The 18059-nt window shown below is 56.0% G+C and carries 16 protein-coding genes; 10 read left to right on the top strand and 6 right to left on the bottom strand.

Features of this window, described 5'->3' with window-relative positions; genetic code table 11:
• Window positions 1-119: 119 nt before the first annotated feature.
• The 9 genes from BM205_RS03460 (at window position 120) to BM205_RS03500 (ending at window position 8687) form a co-directional block, all read left to right on the top strand.
• A complete protein-coding gene (locus tag BM205_RS03460; protein ID WP_092412506.1) occupies window positions 120-896 on the top strand; it encodes a COG4705 family protein in 777 nt (258 codons plus the stop codon).
• Window positions 897-955: 59 nt separating this feature from the next.
• The gene (locus BM205_RS03465) at window positions 956-1384 is read left to right on the top strand and encodes a hypothetical protein (protein WP_371326447.1); all 429 of its coding nucleotides are present in this window, start codon (window positions 956-958) and stop codon (window positions 1382-1384) included.
• Window positions 1384-2484 carry a PstS family phosphate ABC transporter substrate-binding protein gene (locus BM205_RS03470; RefSeq protein ID WP_092412508.1) on the top strand — a complete coding sequence of 367 codons (1101 nt, stop codon included), beginning with the start codon at window positions 1384-1386 and terminating at the stop codon, window positions 2482-2484. Before BM205_RS03465 ends, BM205_RS03470 begins: the two co-directional genes overlap by 1 nt.
• Before the next feature lie 263 nt (window positions 2485-2747).
• Window positions 2748-3848, top strand: a complete 1101-nt coding sequence (locus BM205_RS03475) for a PstS family phosphate ABC transporter substrate-binding protein (RefSeq protein ID WP_092412510.1) — start codon at window positions 2748-2750, stop codon at window positions 3846-3848.
• 75 nt (window positions 3849-3923) lie between these two features.
• Complete coding sequence (locus tag BM205_RS03480) at window positions 3924-4451, top strand: hypothetical protein (RefSeq protein ID WP_092412512.1); 528 nt, start codon at window positions 3924-3926, stop codon at window positions 4449-4451.
• 166 nt (window positions 4452-4617) lie between these two features.
• Window positions 4618-5355, top strand: a complete 738-nt coding sequence (locus BM205_RS03485; protein ID WP_139227204.1) for a hypothetical protein — start codon at window positions 4618-4620, stop codon at window positions 5353-5355.
• A gap of 143 nt (window positions 5356-5498) precedes the next feature.
• Window positions 5499-6893, top strand: coding sequence for a sensor histidine kinase (locus tag BM205_RS03490; RefSeq protein ID WP_092412516.1), 1395 nt, complete (start codon window positions 5499-5501; stop codon window positions 6891-6893).
• 52 nt (window positions 6894-6945) lie between these two features.
• Window positions 6946-7410, top strand: a complete 465-nt coding sequence (locus tag BM205_RS03495) for a hypothetical protein (RefSeq protein ID WP_092412518.1) — start codon at window positions 6946-6948, stop codon at window positions 7408-7410.
• A 197-nt stretch (window positions 7411-7607) separates the two neighbouring features.
• Window positions 7608-8687 (top strand): PstS family phosphate ABC transporter substrate-binding protein, encoded by a 1080-nt coding sequence (locus BM205_RS03500; protein ID WP_139227205.1) that lies wholly within the window; start codon window positions 7608-7610, stop codon window positions 8685-8687.
• Window positions 8688-8796: 109 nt separating this feature from the next.
• Here BM205_RS03500 and BM205_RS03505 read toward each other — a convergent pair whose 3' ends face one another.
• From BM205_RS03505 to BM205_RS03530, 6 genes are all read right to left on the bottom strand, one after another.
• Window positions 8797-10821, bottom strand: coding sequence for a TonB-dependent receptor (locus BM205_RS03505; protein WP_175511131.1), 2025 nt, complete (start codon window positions 10819-10821; stop codon window positions 8797-8799).
• A 271-nt stretch (window positions 10822-11092) separates the two neighbouring features.
• Window positions 11093-12628 carry a substrate-binding domain-containing protein gene (locus BM205_RS03510; protein WP_254783713.1) on the bottom strand — a complete coding sequence of 512 codons (1536 nt, stop codon included), beginning with the start codon at window positions 12626-12628 and terminating at the stop codon, window positions 11093-11095.
• Window positions 12629-12783: 155 nt separating this feature from the next.
• Window positions 12784-14007, bottom strand: a complete 1224-nt coding sequence (locus tag BM205_RS03515; RefSeq protein WP_254783714.1) for a PstS family phosphate ABC transporter substrate-binding protein — start codon at window positions 14005-14007, stop codon at window positions 12784-12786.
• A gap of 85 nt (window positions 14008-14092) precedes the next feature.
• The gene (locus BM205_RS03520) at window positions 14093-14971 is read right to left on the bottom strand and encodes an ABC transporter permease (protein WP_092412701.1); all 879 of its coding nucleotides are present in this window, start codon (window positions 14969-14971) and stop codon (window positions 14093-14095) included.
• A 16-nt stretch (window positions 14972-14987) separates the two neighbouring features.
• Window positions 14988-15809 (bottom strand): ABC transporter ATP-binding protein, encoded by an 822-nt coding sequence (locus tag BM205_RS03525; RefSeq protein WP_092412526.1) that lies wholly within the window; start codon window positions 15807-15809, stop codon window positions 14988-14990.
• Window positions 15810-15930: 121 nt separating this feature from the next.
• The gene (locus BM205_RS03530) at window positions 15931-16941 is read right to left on the bottom strand and encodes an ABC transporter substrate-binding protein (protein WP_092412528.1); all 1011 of its coding nucleotides are present in this window, start codon (window positions 16939-16941) and stop codon (window positions 15931-15933) included.
• A 448-nt stretch (window positions 16942-17389) separates the two neighbouring features.
• Here BM205_RS03530 and BM205_RS03535 point away from each other — a divergent pair, with 448 nt between their 5' ends.
• Window positions 17390-18055: a response regulator transcription factor gene (locus BM205_RS03535; RefSeq protein WP_092412530.1), complete on the top strand. Its 666-nt coding sequence runs from the start codon at window positions 17390-17392 to the stop codon at window positions 18053-18055.
• Window positions 18056-18059 lie beyond the last annotated feature (4 nt).

Below are 18059 nucleotides of genomic sequence, written 5' to 3' on the forward strand. Positions count from 1 at the left end.
GGCGTCAACAGGTAGCCTTGCCATCAGCACCGTGACGCCACTTTTCTGTTTCCTGCAACTATGTCTCGCCTAAGTTTTTCGGCGCATAGTCCGCCTCATCATACCCATTGGAACGTGCCATGAATAAATTGCCAAACCAAATGACATCTGCCTGGTTAAACAAAGTCCCGGAAGTCACGCTAGGCTTTTGGATCATCAAGATCATGTCGACCACGGTCGGCGAAACCGGCGCAGACTATCTTGCTGTAAACGCAGGTTTCGGCCAGGCTATTACCGGCAGCGTGATGGCAACGTTATTGGCGATTGCACTTTTCGTGCAGCTCCGCGCACGCCGCTACGTTCCGTGGATGTACTGGTTGACCGTGGTGCTGGTGAGCGTGGTAGGTACCCAAATCACCGATGCGTTAACCGATGGCCTGGGCGTAAGCCTTTATCTCAGTACGACCGTTTTTGCTGCCGCACTTGCCGGGATATTTGCATTGTGGTACCGAAGCGAGGGGACACTTTCCATCCAGGCGATTTTCACGCGCCGTCGAGAGTTGTTCTATTGGGCGGCCATCTTGTGCACCTTTGCGCTCGGCACCGCAGCGGGCGACCTGGCCACCGAGGCCCTGGGCCTGGGTTTCCAATTGGGAGTGGTTGTCTTTGGCGTACTGATCGCCATCACAATGACGGCATTCCGTCTGGGCGCGAATAAGGTGCTGACCTTTTGGATTGCATACATCCTCACGAGACCGCTGGGTGCAGCGCTTGGTGATTTATTGTCACAATCCCGGCAGTACGGCGGTCTCGGTGTCGGTGCGAGGTTGACGAGTGTCATGTTCCTCGTGGTGATCATCGGACTGGTAATCGCGGCGCAGCGCAATGAGTTCTTCAAGACGGAAAGCGCGCAATAACGCGGCAGTAGCGCAGCCGACCGGAAGCAGCTATCAATTTATTTTTAAAGGAAAAAGTCATGAATTCAATCAACATTAATTCAATCAAAATTGCCCGCCCGCTCTCCGCAGTAATGTTTACCTTCGCCGTACTGGCCGCAGGGTATGCCGCACCGTCATCCGTTGGCATGATCAGTTCAGTCGAAGCCGCAACGCCATCGAAGCTTGGGGATTTGACTTCTTTCCGTGCCATTGCTGCTGACGTCGCCGCCATCGTGGACAAAGGTGATCTGCCAGGGGCGAAAAAGCGCATCAAAGACCTGGAATTATCCTGGGATTCGGCTGAAGCCGGTCTGAAACCGCGCGCAGCAGGCGATTGGCATCTCGTCGACAAAGCCATCGACCGTGCCTTGGAGGCGCTGCGAGCGAGCACGCCGAATGCGGCAGCTTGCAAGCAGTCGCTGGCGGATTTGATAAAGACCTTTGACCAGGTGAGCGGCAAGAGCTGATGCCGAAAAACTTCCCCTTGCCAAAGTTGACCGCCGGCAGCCGCGCCCGCCGCATTTATCTGTTGCTGCCGTGGGTATTCAGCGCCATGACAGCGGTAAACGCTGCCGCAGCAGGGGCGGCGGCCAGCGTCGACCCGGCGCTGCCTGCCTATACCGATCCTGCCGTCGACATCGCCGGCGACCTGGTCTGCGACGGCGCCGATACCATGCAAGATCTGATGGACGCCTGGGCAAAAACATTCCACTCGCTCCATCCGGCCGCCACGATACACGTCGGTCATGCCAGTAAATTCTCGGCGGATGGTTTTACCGCCATGCTGGCTGGAAAAGCCGACATTGTCACTTTCGTGCGTGAACCATTCAAATCCGAGATAGCTGCATACACAAAGAAATTCGGCCACCAGTTCCTGATTGTTAATGTGGCCGGCGGCAGCTATGCAACGAAGGGAGGCACACACGCCATCGGGATCTACGTCAACGCCGCCAATCCGATCACGCAACTCACCCTGTCGCAACTGGATGCGATTTTCTCTAAAACCTTGCGGCGCGGCGCCTCGGAGGCCGTCACCACCTGGGGGCAACTGGGCCTCGGCGGTGATTGGAAAAACCGTCCGATTCATCTGTATGGCATGCTGCGCCAACGCGAAACCGGCAATCCCCCCGGCATCGTGAATTACGTCGGCCAACGCCTTCTAATGGGTGGCGAATGGCGTGACGACCTGCGCGAACAAACCGACAAACCGGGTGAAAGCGCCTTGCAAGCGATCGTCAACCGGGTCGCCGAAGATCCGGCTGGCATCGGCTACAGCGGTTTTGCTTTCGGCGCGCCTGGCGTCAAGACCATTGCGCTTGCAGAGGCCTCTCCGGGGCTGTTTTATCCGGGACAGCCGGCTGATGTAGCGAGCAGGAATTACCCGCTCAGCCGCCAGATCTATCTTGGCCTCACTGTCGCCCCGGATCGTCCTCTCGCGCCTTTAGCGCGCGAATTCCTGCGCTTCGTTCTTAGTCGTGAAGGCCAGCAAGCGATCGCCGAAGATCACATGCATTTCATCCCGCTCAATGCAGAGCAAGCGGCAGCCGCACGCGCGCAATACAGATAAGCCATCTCCTTCCTCAATAAAAAACATCCGATTCACCGGCGCCATGCCGTCGTGATCGGATGCTCCGCGTCGTTTCGCCTGTCCCCGGCAGCACATCAAGCCGGATCCTAAATAATATTTCAGAAAATGTTCATGTCCAATTTAAGGTCGGGGCTTAAATTGGATGCCAGAGACTGTTGCGAAATTAATCTGGCTGACCTGGCCCGCCAGGATATTTCGCAACAGACTTTAATGACAATTAAACCAATTATTGTAGGAGACATATGAAAACCGCACACTCTCTCAAGTCGCTGCGCAAGGTAGCCGCCAGCTCCGTCACGCAAGCCGTTTGCCTGGCAGCCCTGGCTGCAATGGCAACACCCGCATTCGCCTTGAAATACGCCGAAGTCGAACATCACCTGAAAGTCGATCCGGCCATCCCGGTCTGGACACCTGGCCCGATCAAGATCAATCCTCCGGAGGAAGAATTCAGCCTGGTCGGCGCCGACGTGATGGATGAAATCACGTTTGGCTGGGCCAAGATTTTTCGCAAAGCCTATGCACCCAAGATGAGCGTGTCGGTTGAAGCCCGTGCCTCCGGCGCTGGCGCTCCAGGTTTGGTTAACGGCGCAGAAGCTGCACCAGTGGGGCGAGAATTGCTACCGGCCGAAGAAAAAATGTTCGTGGAAAAATTCGGCTACCAGCCTACTGCGATTCGCGTCGCTACAGGTAGTGTCGGGTCGCTCGGCAAGACAGCTACCAGCGTTATCTTCGTCGACAAGAATAATCCGATCAAAGGTTTGACCATGGAGCAGGTCGACGCGATCTATTCCAAGACACGCATGCGCGGCTACAAGGAAGTCAACACCTGGGGCGACCTGGGGTTGACCGGCGAGTGGGCGAACCGCCCTATCCATCTGTATGGCCTGAAAGCGGTCAACGGCATCGAGCAGTTCATCAAGGCACAGGCGATGATGGGCGGCGAGTACAAGGACAATATCCAGATGATGAAGGGCAAAGGCTTTGTCCACGCCTTCAACGTTGCGGCCGAAGACATGGCAAAGAATCCTGGCGGCCTGACTTATGCGCTGCTGGCCAATCTCACGCCTGACGTCCGCGCAGTGCCGCTCGCCGCGAAGGCGGGGCAACCGTATTACGAACCGAATCTGGAGAACGTGTATAGCCATAAATATCCGCTGAGCCGCTACGTATATATCTACATCAACAAAAAACCGGGGCAGCCGATCGAACCTAAGGTCAAGGAATTCCTGAAGATGGTATTGAGCCGTCAAGGCCAGGAAGTCGTCGCCAACGAGGGTGTCTATATTCCGTTGACACCGGCGGTCGTCAAGGAAGAGTTGGCCAAGCTGGACAAGGTCGACTGATAAAGATCGACCGGTGCACCGGCTCGGCCGGTGCAAAAAGTAAAAATATTTTTTGACCATCTCCCCAAGGAAATCATGAAAACATTAGCAAAAATCGCAGTCGCAGCTGTCTTCGCCACTTCAGCCGTCTTCAGCGCCTCCAGCGCTTTCGCGGCGGAAGCAAAGAACTGGACTCCTCCGGAATACAAGATCTATGCACAAACCTTGTCCGACCAGATCATGGCGAAACATCCTGAACTGTTGAGCGTTACCTTCCACGGCGTTCCACCGGGCATGTCCAAGGTATACACGATGTTCGCCGGTTCCTACCCTGAGCGGATCGGCAATCCGGACGATCCGGACGATGTCATGGTTGTCGAAACCGGCATCACCATCCTGGATCCGCGCTGGCACCGTACGAAAGACGTGAAACCGAAGTACGTCATGATGGTGCCGCTGCGCGATGCCCAGGGTGAAAACTGTGGAATGCTCGTCCTGGCATATAAAAATCCGGCGAACAGCGGCAAGAAAGACATAGATTTCTTCAAGTCTTCAACCGCCTTGCGCGACAACCTGCAAAAGCAGATCCCGAGCTATGAGGCTCTGTACAAACAAGCCAGATAAACATTAATCGCTTTGGCGAGACTAGGCAGGATTCGGACTGCATAGCCCGGGTCCTGCACATTCATAGTGAAAGAACACCATGATTCATGGCAGATTTTATGCGCTGGCGGCATCATTGCTGCAGCCAGCCAGATGCAGCCATCCCGCAGCAGAACGATTTGGAAAAATGTCGCTTAAACCAATTATGTGCGTCGCTTTACTGAGCGCAATCTGGGCTCCTGCGTATGCTTATCGACCATTCGACGGCTCGGATGCGGGAACGGCGGAGCCTGGCGTATTTGAACTGGAATTCGGCAGCAGCTATCAGCACCAGGGCAGAGAAAAATCGCTGTCCGCTCCTGCCGTGACCGGCAATCTAGGTTTGGCCGGCGATACGGAACTGGTGCTGGAAGGACGGCTGGAGCGACAGTTCGGTGATTTCAGCAATACCCGGCGGACAAGTTTTTCAGATACCGCATTTTCAGTCAAACACGTCTTTCGGCGCGGCAGCCTGCAAGATGGGAGCGGGCCAAGCATCGCCGCAGAATGCGGTGTTCTGCTGCCAACCATATATGGCCAGTCCGGCACCGGCGCGACCTGTAACGGCATCGTATCCGGGCGCGGGGAAGCGGGTGCGGTGCACCTGAACGCAGCGCTGACGCGTACACGTGAGCACACGACCCGCCGCTTCCTGGGCGTGATTCTGGAAGGTCCCGAAGCGTGGCCGGTGAGGCCGGTGATGGAAATATTTACCGAAAGGGATGCCACCGAGCCACGCACAAACTCGATATTGCTAGGCGCTATCTGGAAGCATAGCGAAGATCTGTCTTTCGATTTCGGCGTGCGCAAAGGACGCGCGGATGGCGAAAACATCAGCGAGTTAAGGGTTGGCCTGGATTGGAGTTTCCATCTGGCCGGGAAATAATGGCCTGCACTCGCCAGTCCGAATGTTTGGCAACAACAGTTTTCCTGAGGTCTGCATTCCCCCGTCCTGACAAGACGGGGATTTTTTCCCGGCTTGAGCGCCGATAAGTGTTATTGCCTGGCCTCAGTAAACGAGTAATATCGATGAACTTTTCCCCCCACCGTCTCAACCAGCTGCTACAGCCCATCAGCGTGCGGCTTGCGGCCTGGTATGCACTTGCAGCTACCACCACCCTTGCCTGCCTGTTCTTCGCCGGCTACGTGTTGCTGCAGAATCACCTGATCAACGGCCTGGATCTGCTGAACGCGGCCGAATTCAAACAATTGAAATCGCATCTGGGTTCAGACTATAAAACGCTTACCGGCGAAGTCATCAACGCCCGCATACGCGAAACCACCGACTATGCCTCCGTACTGTTCTATATCAACGTCGACAATCCGCAAAAAGGAATGCTATTCCATTCGACCAACCTGAATGGACGTTCCATGCCCGATATCAAGGGCGAGCATTCGTTCAACATCACAATGGATGGCATCGGCGAATTGCGTGTGAGCGAATATTTCCTGCCGCCGTTCGAAGTCAGCATAGGCACGCCGCTGCACCAGGTCCGCAGTGTGATGGATGGCTACATGATCGTCTGCCTGACGCTGCTGGGAGGCATGCTGCTGGTCAGCACCAGTATCGGCTACTATCTCAGCCGGCTGGCGTTGCGGCCGGTACGTCTCATCAGCGAGACTGCCAATCACATTCACTCGGACAATCTGAGTCATCGGATTCCGGTTTCCGAAGTGAATGACGAAATATCCGATCTGGGCCGCATGCTGAACCAGATGTTCGACCGCCTGGAATTATCGTTCAATCAAATTCGTCGTTTTTCCGCAGAAGCGTCGCACGAACTCAAGACGCCGCTTTCCCTGGTGCGCCTGTATGCGGAAAAAATGCTGTTAGACACCAATCGCAGCAGCGCCGACCAGGACACACTCCTGGAACTGCTTGAAGAAGTGGCACGGCTGGATCGCATCATTGAAGAGCTGCTATTTCTTTCACGAGCCGAGGCCAACGCCATCACGCTCAATCTCAAGCCGGTCAATCCGGCGCGCTTCCTGCGGGATTTTGAACTGGATGCCCGCACGCTTGCCGAGCATCATGGCCGCGACTTCTTTCATACCCATCACGGCGAAGGCTGTATCAGCTTTGACGATAGCCGGATGCGCCAGGTGCTGCTGAATCTGCTCACCAATGCATTGAATGTATCTCCTCCGGGCGGAAAAATCACTTTACGCTCCCGACTGGACGAAGGCCTGTGGCGCTTCAGTGTCGAAGACGAAGGCCCTGGCCTGCCGGCAGAACAATATGAGCGCATTTTCGAGCGATTCGTCCGCATCACGCCCCCCAACAGCGAGGACAAAGGCAATGGCCTGGGTCTTGCCATTTGCCGCAGCATCGTGGAATTGCACCGTGGCCGTATCTTCGCCACCTCCGCCTCAAATGACGCAGGTTTGCAAATCGTGATTGAAATTCCTGAGGTCAACGGCTAGCGAGATCGACATTTTTATTTAGATTCATAGATTAACAATACCGGAGAAATAGATGATACGCAACGCAACTCTCGCCTTTCTTGTGACGGCAGCCACTGTATCGCTGCCTGCCTCGGCACAGCCGTCCTACCTGATCTACGCACAAAAGCTGGTTGACGCGACCGTTGCAAAACATAGCGACCTGACCGTGCTCGCGATGCATGTGACACCCCCGAACGGCACCGATAATGTGATTATCGCTTCCAACATCGGGCGGATCGGCAAGAAAGCCGATGCCGACGATCTCGGCGTGCTCAATACCGGCAAGCCGCGGATGGAAACCACCAAAACCGGCGACACGTCGGTCGAGCTGCTGATGCAAGACATAGCGGGGAAAACGATCGGCGTTCTTGGCGCGACCTTCAAGTACAAGGCTGGCGAAGACAAATCAGCGGTCCGCGAAATGGCGGAAAAACTTAAAGAAGAATTACGCATGCAAACGCCATCACTGGAGAAATTGTTCGAGCCCGTTCAATAACAATATTCAATCATGTAGATATGACGGCAGCGAACCTGTCCAACGGATTCCATATCCGGCGGGCCTGAACTACCATCCGGCACATATTCCAGAGTTTCTCCCCAGCATTTTCAATGCTGTTTCGGACGTGGCGACACGTCCATTTTTTTAATCGTCGCACTCGTTGACGCCATTTTCACCATTCTGCGGGGCCAGCAATGAAAAACTTCCATTGGATAGTCGCTATGCTAGGCGGCTCTATCTTCACTTGTGCAGCACAAGGCACACCGGCCGGCGCCGTCGAACCGATATCTGAACCAGCCTTGCGTCCAACGTCGGCGGCAGCATTAGTCGACGCTCGGTTGCCGCGCTACCGGCCGGAGCCGATCGCGTTTCCCCGGGAAGCATCGTATGTTACCTCTGCCGGCGAGATCAGCATCATCGGCTACAACGATATGCTTGGCATTCTCACCGCAATCAATACTCTGTTCGTCGGGGCTCATCCCGAGTTCCGGTTTTCGCTCGTACTCAAGGGAACACGCACCGCGCCTGCAGCGCTCGCACAAGGCCGCTCGGCTTTCGCACCGATGGGCGCGGAGTTCTCGGATGCCGAGCTCACTGCCTATGAAAGCGTGGCCGGATCCAAACCGACCGCCATCCGCGTGGCACATGATTCGCTGGAACCTCGCGCGCTTTCCGCACCGCTTGCACTCTACGTGCATCATGATAATCCGATCGGAAAATTGTCCATCGACCAGGCTGCGCGCGCTTTCACGGCGCGCACGTCGGACGATCAAATCACACGTTGGGGGCAGCTCGGCCTGACCGGCGAATGGGCACAGCGCCCTATCCATCTGTGCGGCTTGCACGCTGCAACGGCGCTCGGCATCTTCATGCAAAAGCACAAACTCGGCGGGCATCCATATGCAGTGGGGTTTTCCGGATTTCCGCAATCGGCCGAGGCGGTCAAGTGCGTGGGTACGGACCCGCTGGCGCTCGGCTTTGCAGCGCTCAACCGGGCGACGCCGGAGGTCAAAATCCTGGCCGTCTCTGATCACCCCGCGGATCCGTCTTCACGCGGATCGCGTGAAGACATTATCTCGGGCAGCTATCCGCTGGACCGCCATCTGTATATTTTCGTGCGGCGCTCGCCTGGCCGGCCGCTCGATGCTTTCGTGCGCGAATATTTACGCCTGGTGCTGTCATATGAGGGACAACAGGCGATCGCCTCCGGAACACTCGGCTACCTGCCCCTGAATGCAGAGGAGCTTGCGGAGGAGCGCTCCAAGCTGGATTGAGTATCAGGGATGTTCCGCTTCATGCATCAGCAGAAACTGAAAAAAAAAAAGCGCGGCAGAATTTATCTGCCACGCTTTTTTTATGCCACGCTACCTGGGTCAACAACCTTTAGTAGTCGATCTTTGCATTGAATCTGAAGCTGCGGTCCATGCCGGCGCCATATGTTCCGGTGGTGACAGAGTTCCAATACCGCTTGTTCGCAATATTATCGACGCTAAGCTGGAAGGTCGTCCGGTGGCCACCGATCTTTGTCGCATAACCGGCTCCTGCAGAGAACAAGGTAACCGCCGGGATGATTCCCTGGTCTTGCGGATTGATAAAGCGACTCGATACGTAAGACGTACCTGCCGTGAGTGTTAACCCCTGAACCAGCGGCGAACGGTGCGTTACCGAAAAATTGCCGACGAATCGTGGCGTATTTTCCGGCACCAGCCCGTTGATGTTGGTTATCGAATTTTGCAGCACATGCAGATACTGCCCGCTAGCATTGACTGTCCACCAGCGATTGATATCGGCACTGAGCGTGGTCTCTATCCCGCGAAATTTGTTCGTCCCGGCATTCGCGAATATACCGGTATCCAGATCGGTAACGGCGTTTGGACGTTCAATGCTGAAATACGCTGCGCTCGCGGTAACCCCTTTGAAAAATGTCGTACGGATGCCGAGTTCAGCCTGAGACGCTACGCCGGGCGGCAAAATCATGCCGCTATTTTTTGTCTGCGCATTGGTGGGGGCAGTGGCGCCCTCTTCCAGACCTTTCATGTAACTCGCATACACCGTTGTGTCTCTTGCGATGTCATAGAGAAGCCCGATCGCTGGCGATGCCGTCTTGCCCGTGGTACGTCCTACCTGGTTTTCAAACGTAAAATTGGTTTCGCGCAAACCCGCCAGCACCTTCCAGCGGGCGCCAATGCTAATCGTATCGTAGGTATAAATCCCCGTGTTGTTGCCGGTCGAGAGCGTATAAGCTAGCGGTCCGGTCGGCAGGATCGGTGGCGCCAGCACCACCGGGTTATAGATGTTTTGCTGCTGCCCGTGAGGCTGGACATTGTTGATGGTCGATGTGGTCGTGGTCCTGTCGGTTGACGAGACACCCAATGTCAGCTCGTGCCTGAGCGAGCCGGTGAGGAACTTGCCAAGCAACTCGACTTTCTCAAATTCCGTGGTGTAATTGTTATGTATCCAGGATACGTTATTAGCACCCCACCCCGACACCAGGTTGTTACCGATGTCGATACGGTCCTGGAGACGTGAGCGCTCCGAATGAGAGCGCGATACCTCGCCAGTCAATTTCCAGTCGTTGGCAATTTTGTAATCGGCACGGAGCTGGACGTTCTCGGTCCGAGGATGATAAATATCCCAGGTTCCCGACAGCAAGTTGGTCGGATCCGGGACACGCGGCACCGGGATAGTACCTGTCTTGGGATTGACCGGCGATAAGCTGACACTGGCTTGTTCAACTACATCCTTACGGTAGTTCTCATAGTCAAATTGAAAACTGAGGCGATCGGTGGCTTTCCAGTCGGCTGCCACGCTGCCGAACAGGCCGTGACCGTTACCGCCTTCGACGCCGTTTTCCAGATGGGAGCCGGCCAGATTGACGCGCAGCCCGAATTGTTTTTCATCGCCGAACTTGCGGCCAAGATCGACAGCGGAGCCATACTGCCCAAAGGAATTTCCGGACAAGGTCAGCGTGTTGATGTCCTTGTCCGTTGCCCGCTTGGTGACCAGATTCACAATGCCGGCCGGACTGGCAATGCCGAACATGAGCGCGTTTGCCCCTTTCAACGCCTCAATCCGGTCCTTGTCTTCTGTCGGAAACGAAATGACGCCGGTAATGGGCAGACCGCCGTTCAAACGATAATCGGTGAAAAGATTAAGCTGGATGCCGCGAATCTTGACGCTGTCGTTTGCGCTGCCTTTCGCATTGTTGCTTGACACGCCCGCCACATTCTTGATCGCATCGGCATAACCGTCCTGCGCATTTTCGACCTCTTTGCCCGACACGACATTTTTTGTCATAGGCAAGGTATCTTGATCTTTAAAGCTGATTTTTTTGCTGTCGCCAGCCGTGTTTACGACACCGTTGCCGGCTGCATCATCGGCTGCGGCTGCCGCGTCAGCAAATGGCATGGCCATCCCCGCCACGCCGATAGTCGCGTATATGATTCTTGATACACAACGTCCTTTAAATTTCCCTTTGTTCTTCATTTGACTTCGTCTCCTACCTTGTTATGGCGTGAATTCCGGCCTGCATGGGAATCACGCTCTTTTCTGAAAGCAGCATTTTTTTGCTGTCTATTATCAGGCTTCATTGCGTATATAAGCGATTTACTCCTTTCCATCAATCGTTATCGTTGACCGGTTCGCTCATTCGGGACAAGCGCAAGCGCGAAATAATCAGTCACTCCAGCTTGGCGAGTTCCTGCTTCACTTCTTCCGCTGTCAACGGGAAATAACCCGAATACAAGATCGGTTCCTGACCCTCGCGGCTCAGGATGTAGCGCAAGAATTCCTTCACCGGCGCAGACAACGGCTCGCCGGTCTTGCGGTTAAGGCGGATATACATGTAACGCGTGAGTGGATAGCGTCCACTGGAGGCGCTATCGCCGGAGCCGCTGTAAAACGGACCGCCCTCGGTGGCAGCCGCAGCCAGGGTCTTGAGTCCCGGTCCGCCCTCTTCGAAACCGCCGAACCCGATTGCGCCCGGATCGCGTGCGATGGCTTGCGCCGTCTCGGCAATCGAACCTTCATGCACCGTACTGCTCCATGCGCCGCCCTTGAGCACCATCACCTGCATCGACATCGCATTTGGCGCCACCCGGGGCGGCACATAGATAGTGATCGGCCGGTCGGCCCATTCGCCGGTCAGTCCCAGTTGCCCCCAACGGGTAATACCGGGATGCGCCCCGAGAATCGCCGCTAGCTGTGGCAGCGTTATACGGGCAAGCGGATTGTGCTGATTCACGAATATCGCCTGCGCGGTGGTGCGTTGCGGCGTATTGAATCCGCCCCGCGCGACGCGGATTTCGAGAGGCATAGCCTGATGATGCGTGACCTCATAGACGGCTCTTTCATCCGGCCACAATTCGCGCCCCATCGGCGCCAGATCGGTCAGGTTGGCAATCAGCGCGTGGAAGCCGTTCAGCGTGCCAAGGTGCTCCCAGAACTCACCCTTGTGAACGCCGGGCTGGACCCGGCGAAAGTCCCGCATCCAGGTTTCCATGAGCGATTTCATGCCGTCGCTGCCGACACTATCGATCGCGCCACTGACAGACTCGGCGGGCCGGTACGCCGGCAGCGTCGGATCAAGCCGCGCCAGGTAACCCTGCAGTTTGGCACGCTCCTCGGCTGCCTCAGTCGCGCTGAGAGAGCGGAATTTGCCTTGGCGGGCGACTATTTCCTGGCCCTCCAGGCTGAGCGCAAAGGTGATAAATTCCTTCACTTTCGGCGGCAAGGGCGAGCCGGGGCGCTTGTTCAATGCGATATAAGCCGGGCGGCTGGTATCGCCGCCAACCCGTACCAGCACCGGCGACTTCATCATGTCGCCGGCATATTGGTGCACATATGGCGCCAGTTCTTCCGGCAACGGCGCGCGCGCCAGCGGTGCAATATCCGCGGTATCGAACATCAACGCACCGAATGCAGTGGCGCCGCTCACATATTCCCAGCGTTCGCCCTGCCTGGCGCCCGGCTGCCGTTTGCGAAACGCTGCCAGCCAGGCATCCATCAAAGGTTTCATCGCGTCATCGCCGACGCCGCTGATACTGCCCGTGATTTCACGTTCAAAATGATAGGTCGGGAGTGCCGGATCCACCGTGGCGGCAACAGATGCGGCACTGGCACCCGGCGCCAGCCCGGCAATGCAGCCGGCCAGCATCCAGCCAGTTTGCATGGTCCTGAAACGGGCAGGCGCGCGACGCACTGGCCGGCTTTTCATGGCCGGCCCCGATAGTCCAAAGAAGCTACTGCAAGAATGAAGAAGATGAAACACGGAACTTGCTCCCGGTTGAGTGATTCCGGCGCACAAAAGGTGCGCGCACTCCTGCGGCGCCGCGCAGGAAAACATCACATGCGCGGCACAGGTCTCAGGTATCAGTTATCGACGAGTGCCCGGGCGTTACTTACCTGCCCCGCTCTCAGCGGCACATACAGCGCATGATCGAGTACCGCTTGCTGCCCTTCCTTGCTCAGCACATAGCGCAGGAATTCAGCGATGACGGGGTTCAACGGCTTACCCGGCGCCTTGTTCGTGTTGAAGTACACCAGGCGGCTCAGGGGGTAGGCAGCCCGTGCGACGTTCTCGTATGACGGTGCATAGAACGGGCCGCTGCTTTTCTCGGCCAGCGGCAGCATCTTCACGCTACTATCGATATAGGCAATGCCGGAATAGCCGATGCCGTACTTGTCATCTTCCACGCGCCGGGCTGCAGGAAACACGAGTTTGTCGAATTGGATGTCCTGGCTCCATTCGCCACGCTTGCCGTCGACGCTCAGGATTTTCTGACGGATGAATTCTTCAAAGCCGTTCCATGGCTTGATGCCATACAGATGAACCGGCTTATCCGCCCATTCGCCCGTCACTCCCAGTTCGCCCCAGGTCTTGATTGGCTTGCCGCCGCGATAATGGGTGCTGGAATACAGCGCATCGATCTGATCGTAAGTCAGCTTCTCGATCGGATTGTCCTTGTTCACATAGAACCCGATCGTATCCAGAAACCCGAAGTGACGATAGGAACCGCCCGAAATCGGCACGCTCAGCGGGTTATAGCCGAATTTGGCCTTGAAATCGGTGATATCGTCCGGTTTCAGCTCACGCGAAACGAACACGAAATCCAGCTTTTCCTTGACCAGTTCCTTGGCGCCAAGGCTGCCGGCGTATGGCGGAGACACATCGAAATTCACGCCCGGATAAAATTTCTTGAAACCGTCGATCCAGCGCTTGACCAGCGATGGCAACACATCGGATGCCGCGCCTTTGAATGCGCCTTCCAGCTTGATGTCTGTGCGTGGCCGGTAAGATGGCAAAGCAGCATCGAGCCGTGGCTGCAGGATTTCCGGCTCGACCAGTTCCCGACCGGACTTAATCGACGAATCCGACTGTTCTTTGGTTTGCGGCTTGGTTGACGCCACCGCCGGCTCGACCCATTGCACCATCGGCGCCGGGGTGCCTGCGGCTCTCGGTGCGGGCGGTTCGAGTACGCCGGCTGCGGGGCCGGCTGACGCGCCCGTCGCCCCCATCGCGGCGCTCAGTGTCAAACCAACGGCGAGAGAAATGATTGTGTGACGTAGTGTGTCATGTATACCGGTACGTTTCATGGTTATGTCTCCGTTCTCAGTTTTTTTTGGTTTTCGGGTTTTTTCCGCCATGGCCGGCGTCTATCGGCCGGCCATGATGATTCACTCACTCGGTATCGTTCAGGGCCGCCGGACGCCACTTGGCAACCCGATTTTCAACAGCTGTCATCAGATAGCTTGCTGCCAGCGCCACCACCATGACGATGATGATGGCCGCATACATGCCCGCCGCATCGAAAGATCCCTTTGCGATATTGATGAGCAGTCCGATGCCGAAGTTGGAGCCGACGAATTCGCCGACGATGGCGCCGATGATGGCGAAGCCGAAGCTCACATGCAAAGAAGCGAAAATCCAGCTCATTGCCGACGGCACGATGACCGATCGCGTCAGCTGCCAATCCGATGCGCCCAGAATTCTTGCGTTGGCGATCAGCGAACGGTCTGCCTCACGCACGCCCTGGAACGCATTGGAGAACACGACGAAAAACACCATGACGAAAGACAGCGCCACTTTCGACCAGAGGCCGAGACCGAACAGCATGATGAATATCGGCGCCAGCACGACGCGTGGAATCGAATTGATCACCTTGATATAGATCGAGAACACATCGGCGGCCTTTTTGTTGCGTCCGAGCGCCACACCGATCAAGATGCCCGCGATGGCGCCGGTGAAAAAGCCAAGCAGCGATTCTTCCATGGTGACCCAGAGGTGGTACCAGAGCGAAACGCCGTCTATGCCTTCCGTCATCCATTCATACAGGCGTTGCAGAATCGATGTCGGTTTCGAATAGAAAAAGTCGTCGAGCAGCTTGTAGCGCGTGCCGAATTCCCATCCCCCGAGAAAGACGACAAGGATGAGCCATCGCCAGAAGGTCACCGAACGCTTGTTTTTGAGCGCGGCCCTGGCTGCGGCAGCTTCGATCTCCACATCGGATGTCCCCGGGCTGTAGATGGAGTTGTCGGCTTGTATGATTGATTCTGTCATGATGTCCTCGTCGCGCTTACGCAGAAACTTCGGTGCGTGCCGCACCGATCTTTACTTCATCCCGCAGGTCGTTCCATATGGTTTGCGAGATGTCTATGAACCGCTGGTCATAGCGGATATCGGAAACGACGCGCGGCCGCGGTATATCGATCGTATAAACGGATTTCACCGTGGCCGGCCCTGCCGTGAGCACGTAAACTTTGTCAGCCAGCGCAATCGCCTCTTCCAGGTCATGCGTCACGAACAGGACTGAGGCCTTGGCGTCGGACCATAGTTTCAGCAGTTCGTCATGCATCAATGCGCGCGTCTGCACATCCAGTGCGGAAAATGGCTCATCCATCAACAATATTTCCGGTTCGTTGATGAAGGTCTGTGCCAGCGAAACACGCTTGCGCATGCCGCCGGAAAGCTGATGCGGATATTTTGTTTCATGACCGGCAAGATTGACGCGGGCGAGCGCCTTGCGCGCCAGTTCATACGCCTCTTCCTTAGGTTTTCCGCGAAACATGGGACCGGCTACAACGTTATCGATCACGCTACGCCACGGAAATAGCGCATCGGTCTGGAACACGAAGCCGATGCGCGGATCGATGCCGCTCACCGGTTCGCCGAACAAGCGCGCCTCGCCGCTGGATGGCTTGGCAAGGCCGGTGACGAGATTTAGCGTGGTTGATTTTCCGCAGCCTGTCGGACCGACAATGGCGACAAACTCGCCGCGTTCGATGGTCATGTTGAAGTTGCGGATGGCCGTCATGGATTTTCCATCCGGGGTGATGAAACGCCGGCTGACGTTGATGAGCTCCACGGCCGGGCTCATCTTTCCTGGAGAATTAGACATACTTTCCTTTCCCTGTTTCTTCCACTCGGCAAAAGTGGAAAAGCAGTACGGTGTCAGATTATTGAATGCGGTGAAGATGCAATGAAGGCGTCAGGACATCCCGCCGCCTCTCTCTGACAACTTACCTGGCCTTATTTACAAATTCAGTCGTATAGGTTTTGGCCAGGTCGATTTGCTTTCCCTTGATGTTCTTCGAAAATCCCGACAGCACAGCCAGCACGGTTTCCGGTCCGCCGGCCGGCATCACGCCGTCAGACGTGAACATCGCCTTGCTGCCTTCGAGCGCTTTGACGTAGCTTTCCTTGTCGCCTACATAGAAGGCCTTTGGCATTGCCTCGGTAATCTCTGCAGCTGTGTGGGTGTTGATGAATTTCAGGGTTTTTACGAAGGCATTTGCAAGCTTCTGCGTGACTTCCTTGTGAGCGTCGATCCAGCCCGATTCCATGTAGAGCGATGCCGCAGGATAAGTACCGCCGAGGGCTTGCTTGGTGCCTTCGATAGTACGCATATCGACCAGGATCTTCGCTTCGCCGGTCTTGAGCAGGCGGGAAATTGTCGGCTCTGTCGTCATGCCGCCCTGGATCTTGTCTTGCTGCATTGCGGCGATAAAGGTCGTACCTGCCCCCACCGGCACCGAATTGAACTGCCCCAGCGGCACTCCTGCTTTCACCGCCAGATATTGGGTCAGGAAGTTGGTCGATGAACCCAGGCCGGTAACCCCCAGGCTCTTGCCTTTGACATCTGCCATCGACTTGATTTCAGGATGCCTGGTCGACACCAGCTGGACTTCACCTGGCGCCTGGCTGAACTGAACCACCGACTTGAGGAATTTGCCCTTGCTCTGCATATCGATGCAATGGTCGTAAAAACCGACCACGCCCTGCACCGCACCGGTCAGCAGTTCACCTTCGGCATCAACGCCAGCCCCTTCGTTCAGCAGTACCACGTCCAACCCCTCGGCCTTGAAGTAGCCCAGTCCCTCGGCCAGCTTGGCCGGCAGATAAATCTGCTTTTCATATCCGCCAACCATGAGGGTGACTTTTTCCGTGGCCATTGCGCTCGTCGAACCTGCAAGTGCAGCGGCGAAAGCGATAGAAGTAAGCACTGTATGTTTGCTGAATTTGCCGATCATGTGATGTCTCCTTTATTTAATTGATTTAGGGTTTGCCAACATGCCTGCCCCGCCAGGGAGGTATTCAGCGGTTGGCGCTAGCCCGGGTTTTCAAATCCCTGCGCCAAGAATGCGCTACCAAACTAAACGGAACCTGAACCGTTTCTGAGTTTTTTTTCAGGTTAAGCGGCCTGGTTAAAATGCCGAAAAGCAATGCAGCCTGAGCAAAGGCCCACCCTGCATCAGATGTGAAACGGAACGGGGAAAGAGCGCTCGTGCACGTTTCATTTACGCCGATTAAGTAGTATGCTGATGGCCAGTTCTTGTGCGGCGCATGACGCATTACATCTCGGAGACAGCCGGATATTTCTAATAAAACCGGTGGATTTGAATGCGTATTCTGTAGCGTCGCTCACCCGCCCGATGCAATTGGTCGTGCGGCTTTTCCAGGGATCAAGGGACTTATAAAATGAAAATTCTGATCGTCGAAGACCAAGAACGGCTTGGCCGGTTTGTAAAACAAGGCCTGACCGAACATTCCTATACCGTATCGTGGGTGGGCACCTGCCGCGAGGCGCGTGACGCGTTATGTGAAACCAGTTATGACGTTATCGTGCTTGATCTTGGACTGCCCGACGGCGACGGCCTCGACCTGCTGCGCGAATGGCGCAAGAGCGGCTTTAATGAGCCCGTACTGATTTTGAGCGCCCGCGATACCGTGCAGGACCGCATCAAGGGACTGGATCTCGGCGCCGACGACTATTTACCGAAACCTTTCAGCCTCGAAGAACTGCTGGCCCGCGTACGCTCTTTGCTGCGGCGCCACTCCGCGGCAAAAGAAACGGTACTGGAACACCGCGGGATCAAGCTCGACCTGCTGGGACATGTGGTGCACGTCAATGGCGTGCCGGTCGACCTCACCAGCCGCGAATTCGCCCTGCTCGAAATCTTCATGCAGAACGTCGGACGCATCCTGCCGCGCACCCTAATTTCTGAAAAAATCTGGGCTTCTCACTATGACGTCGACACCAATTTGCTCGACGTGTATATGAGCAAGCTGCGCGCCAAATTCGATACGACACCCAGCAAACCTCTCTTCAAGACTGTACGCGGCGTCGGATATCAGCTTCTTTAAATCG

The organism is Collimonas sp. OK307, from assembly GCF_900113705.1.
GTDB lineage: Bacteria > Pseudomonadota > Gammaproteobacteria > Burkholderiales > Burkholderiaceae_D > Collimonas.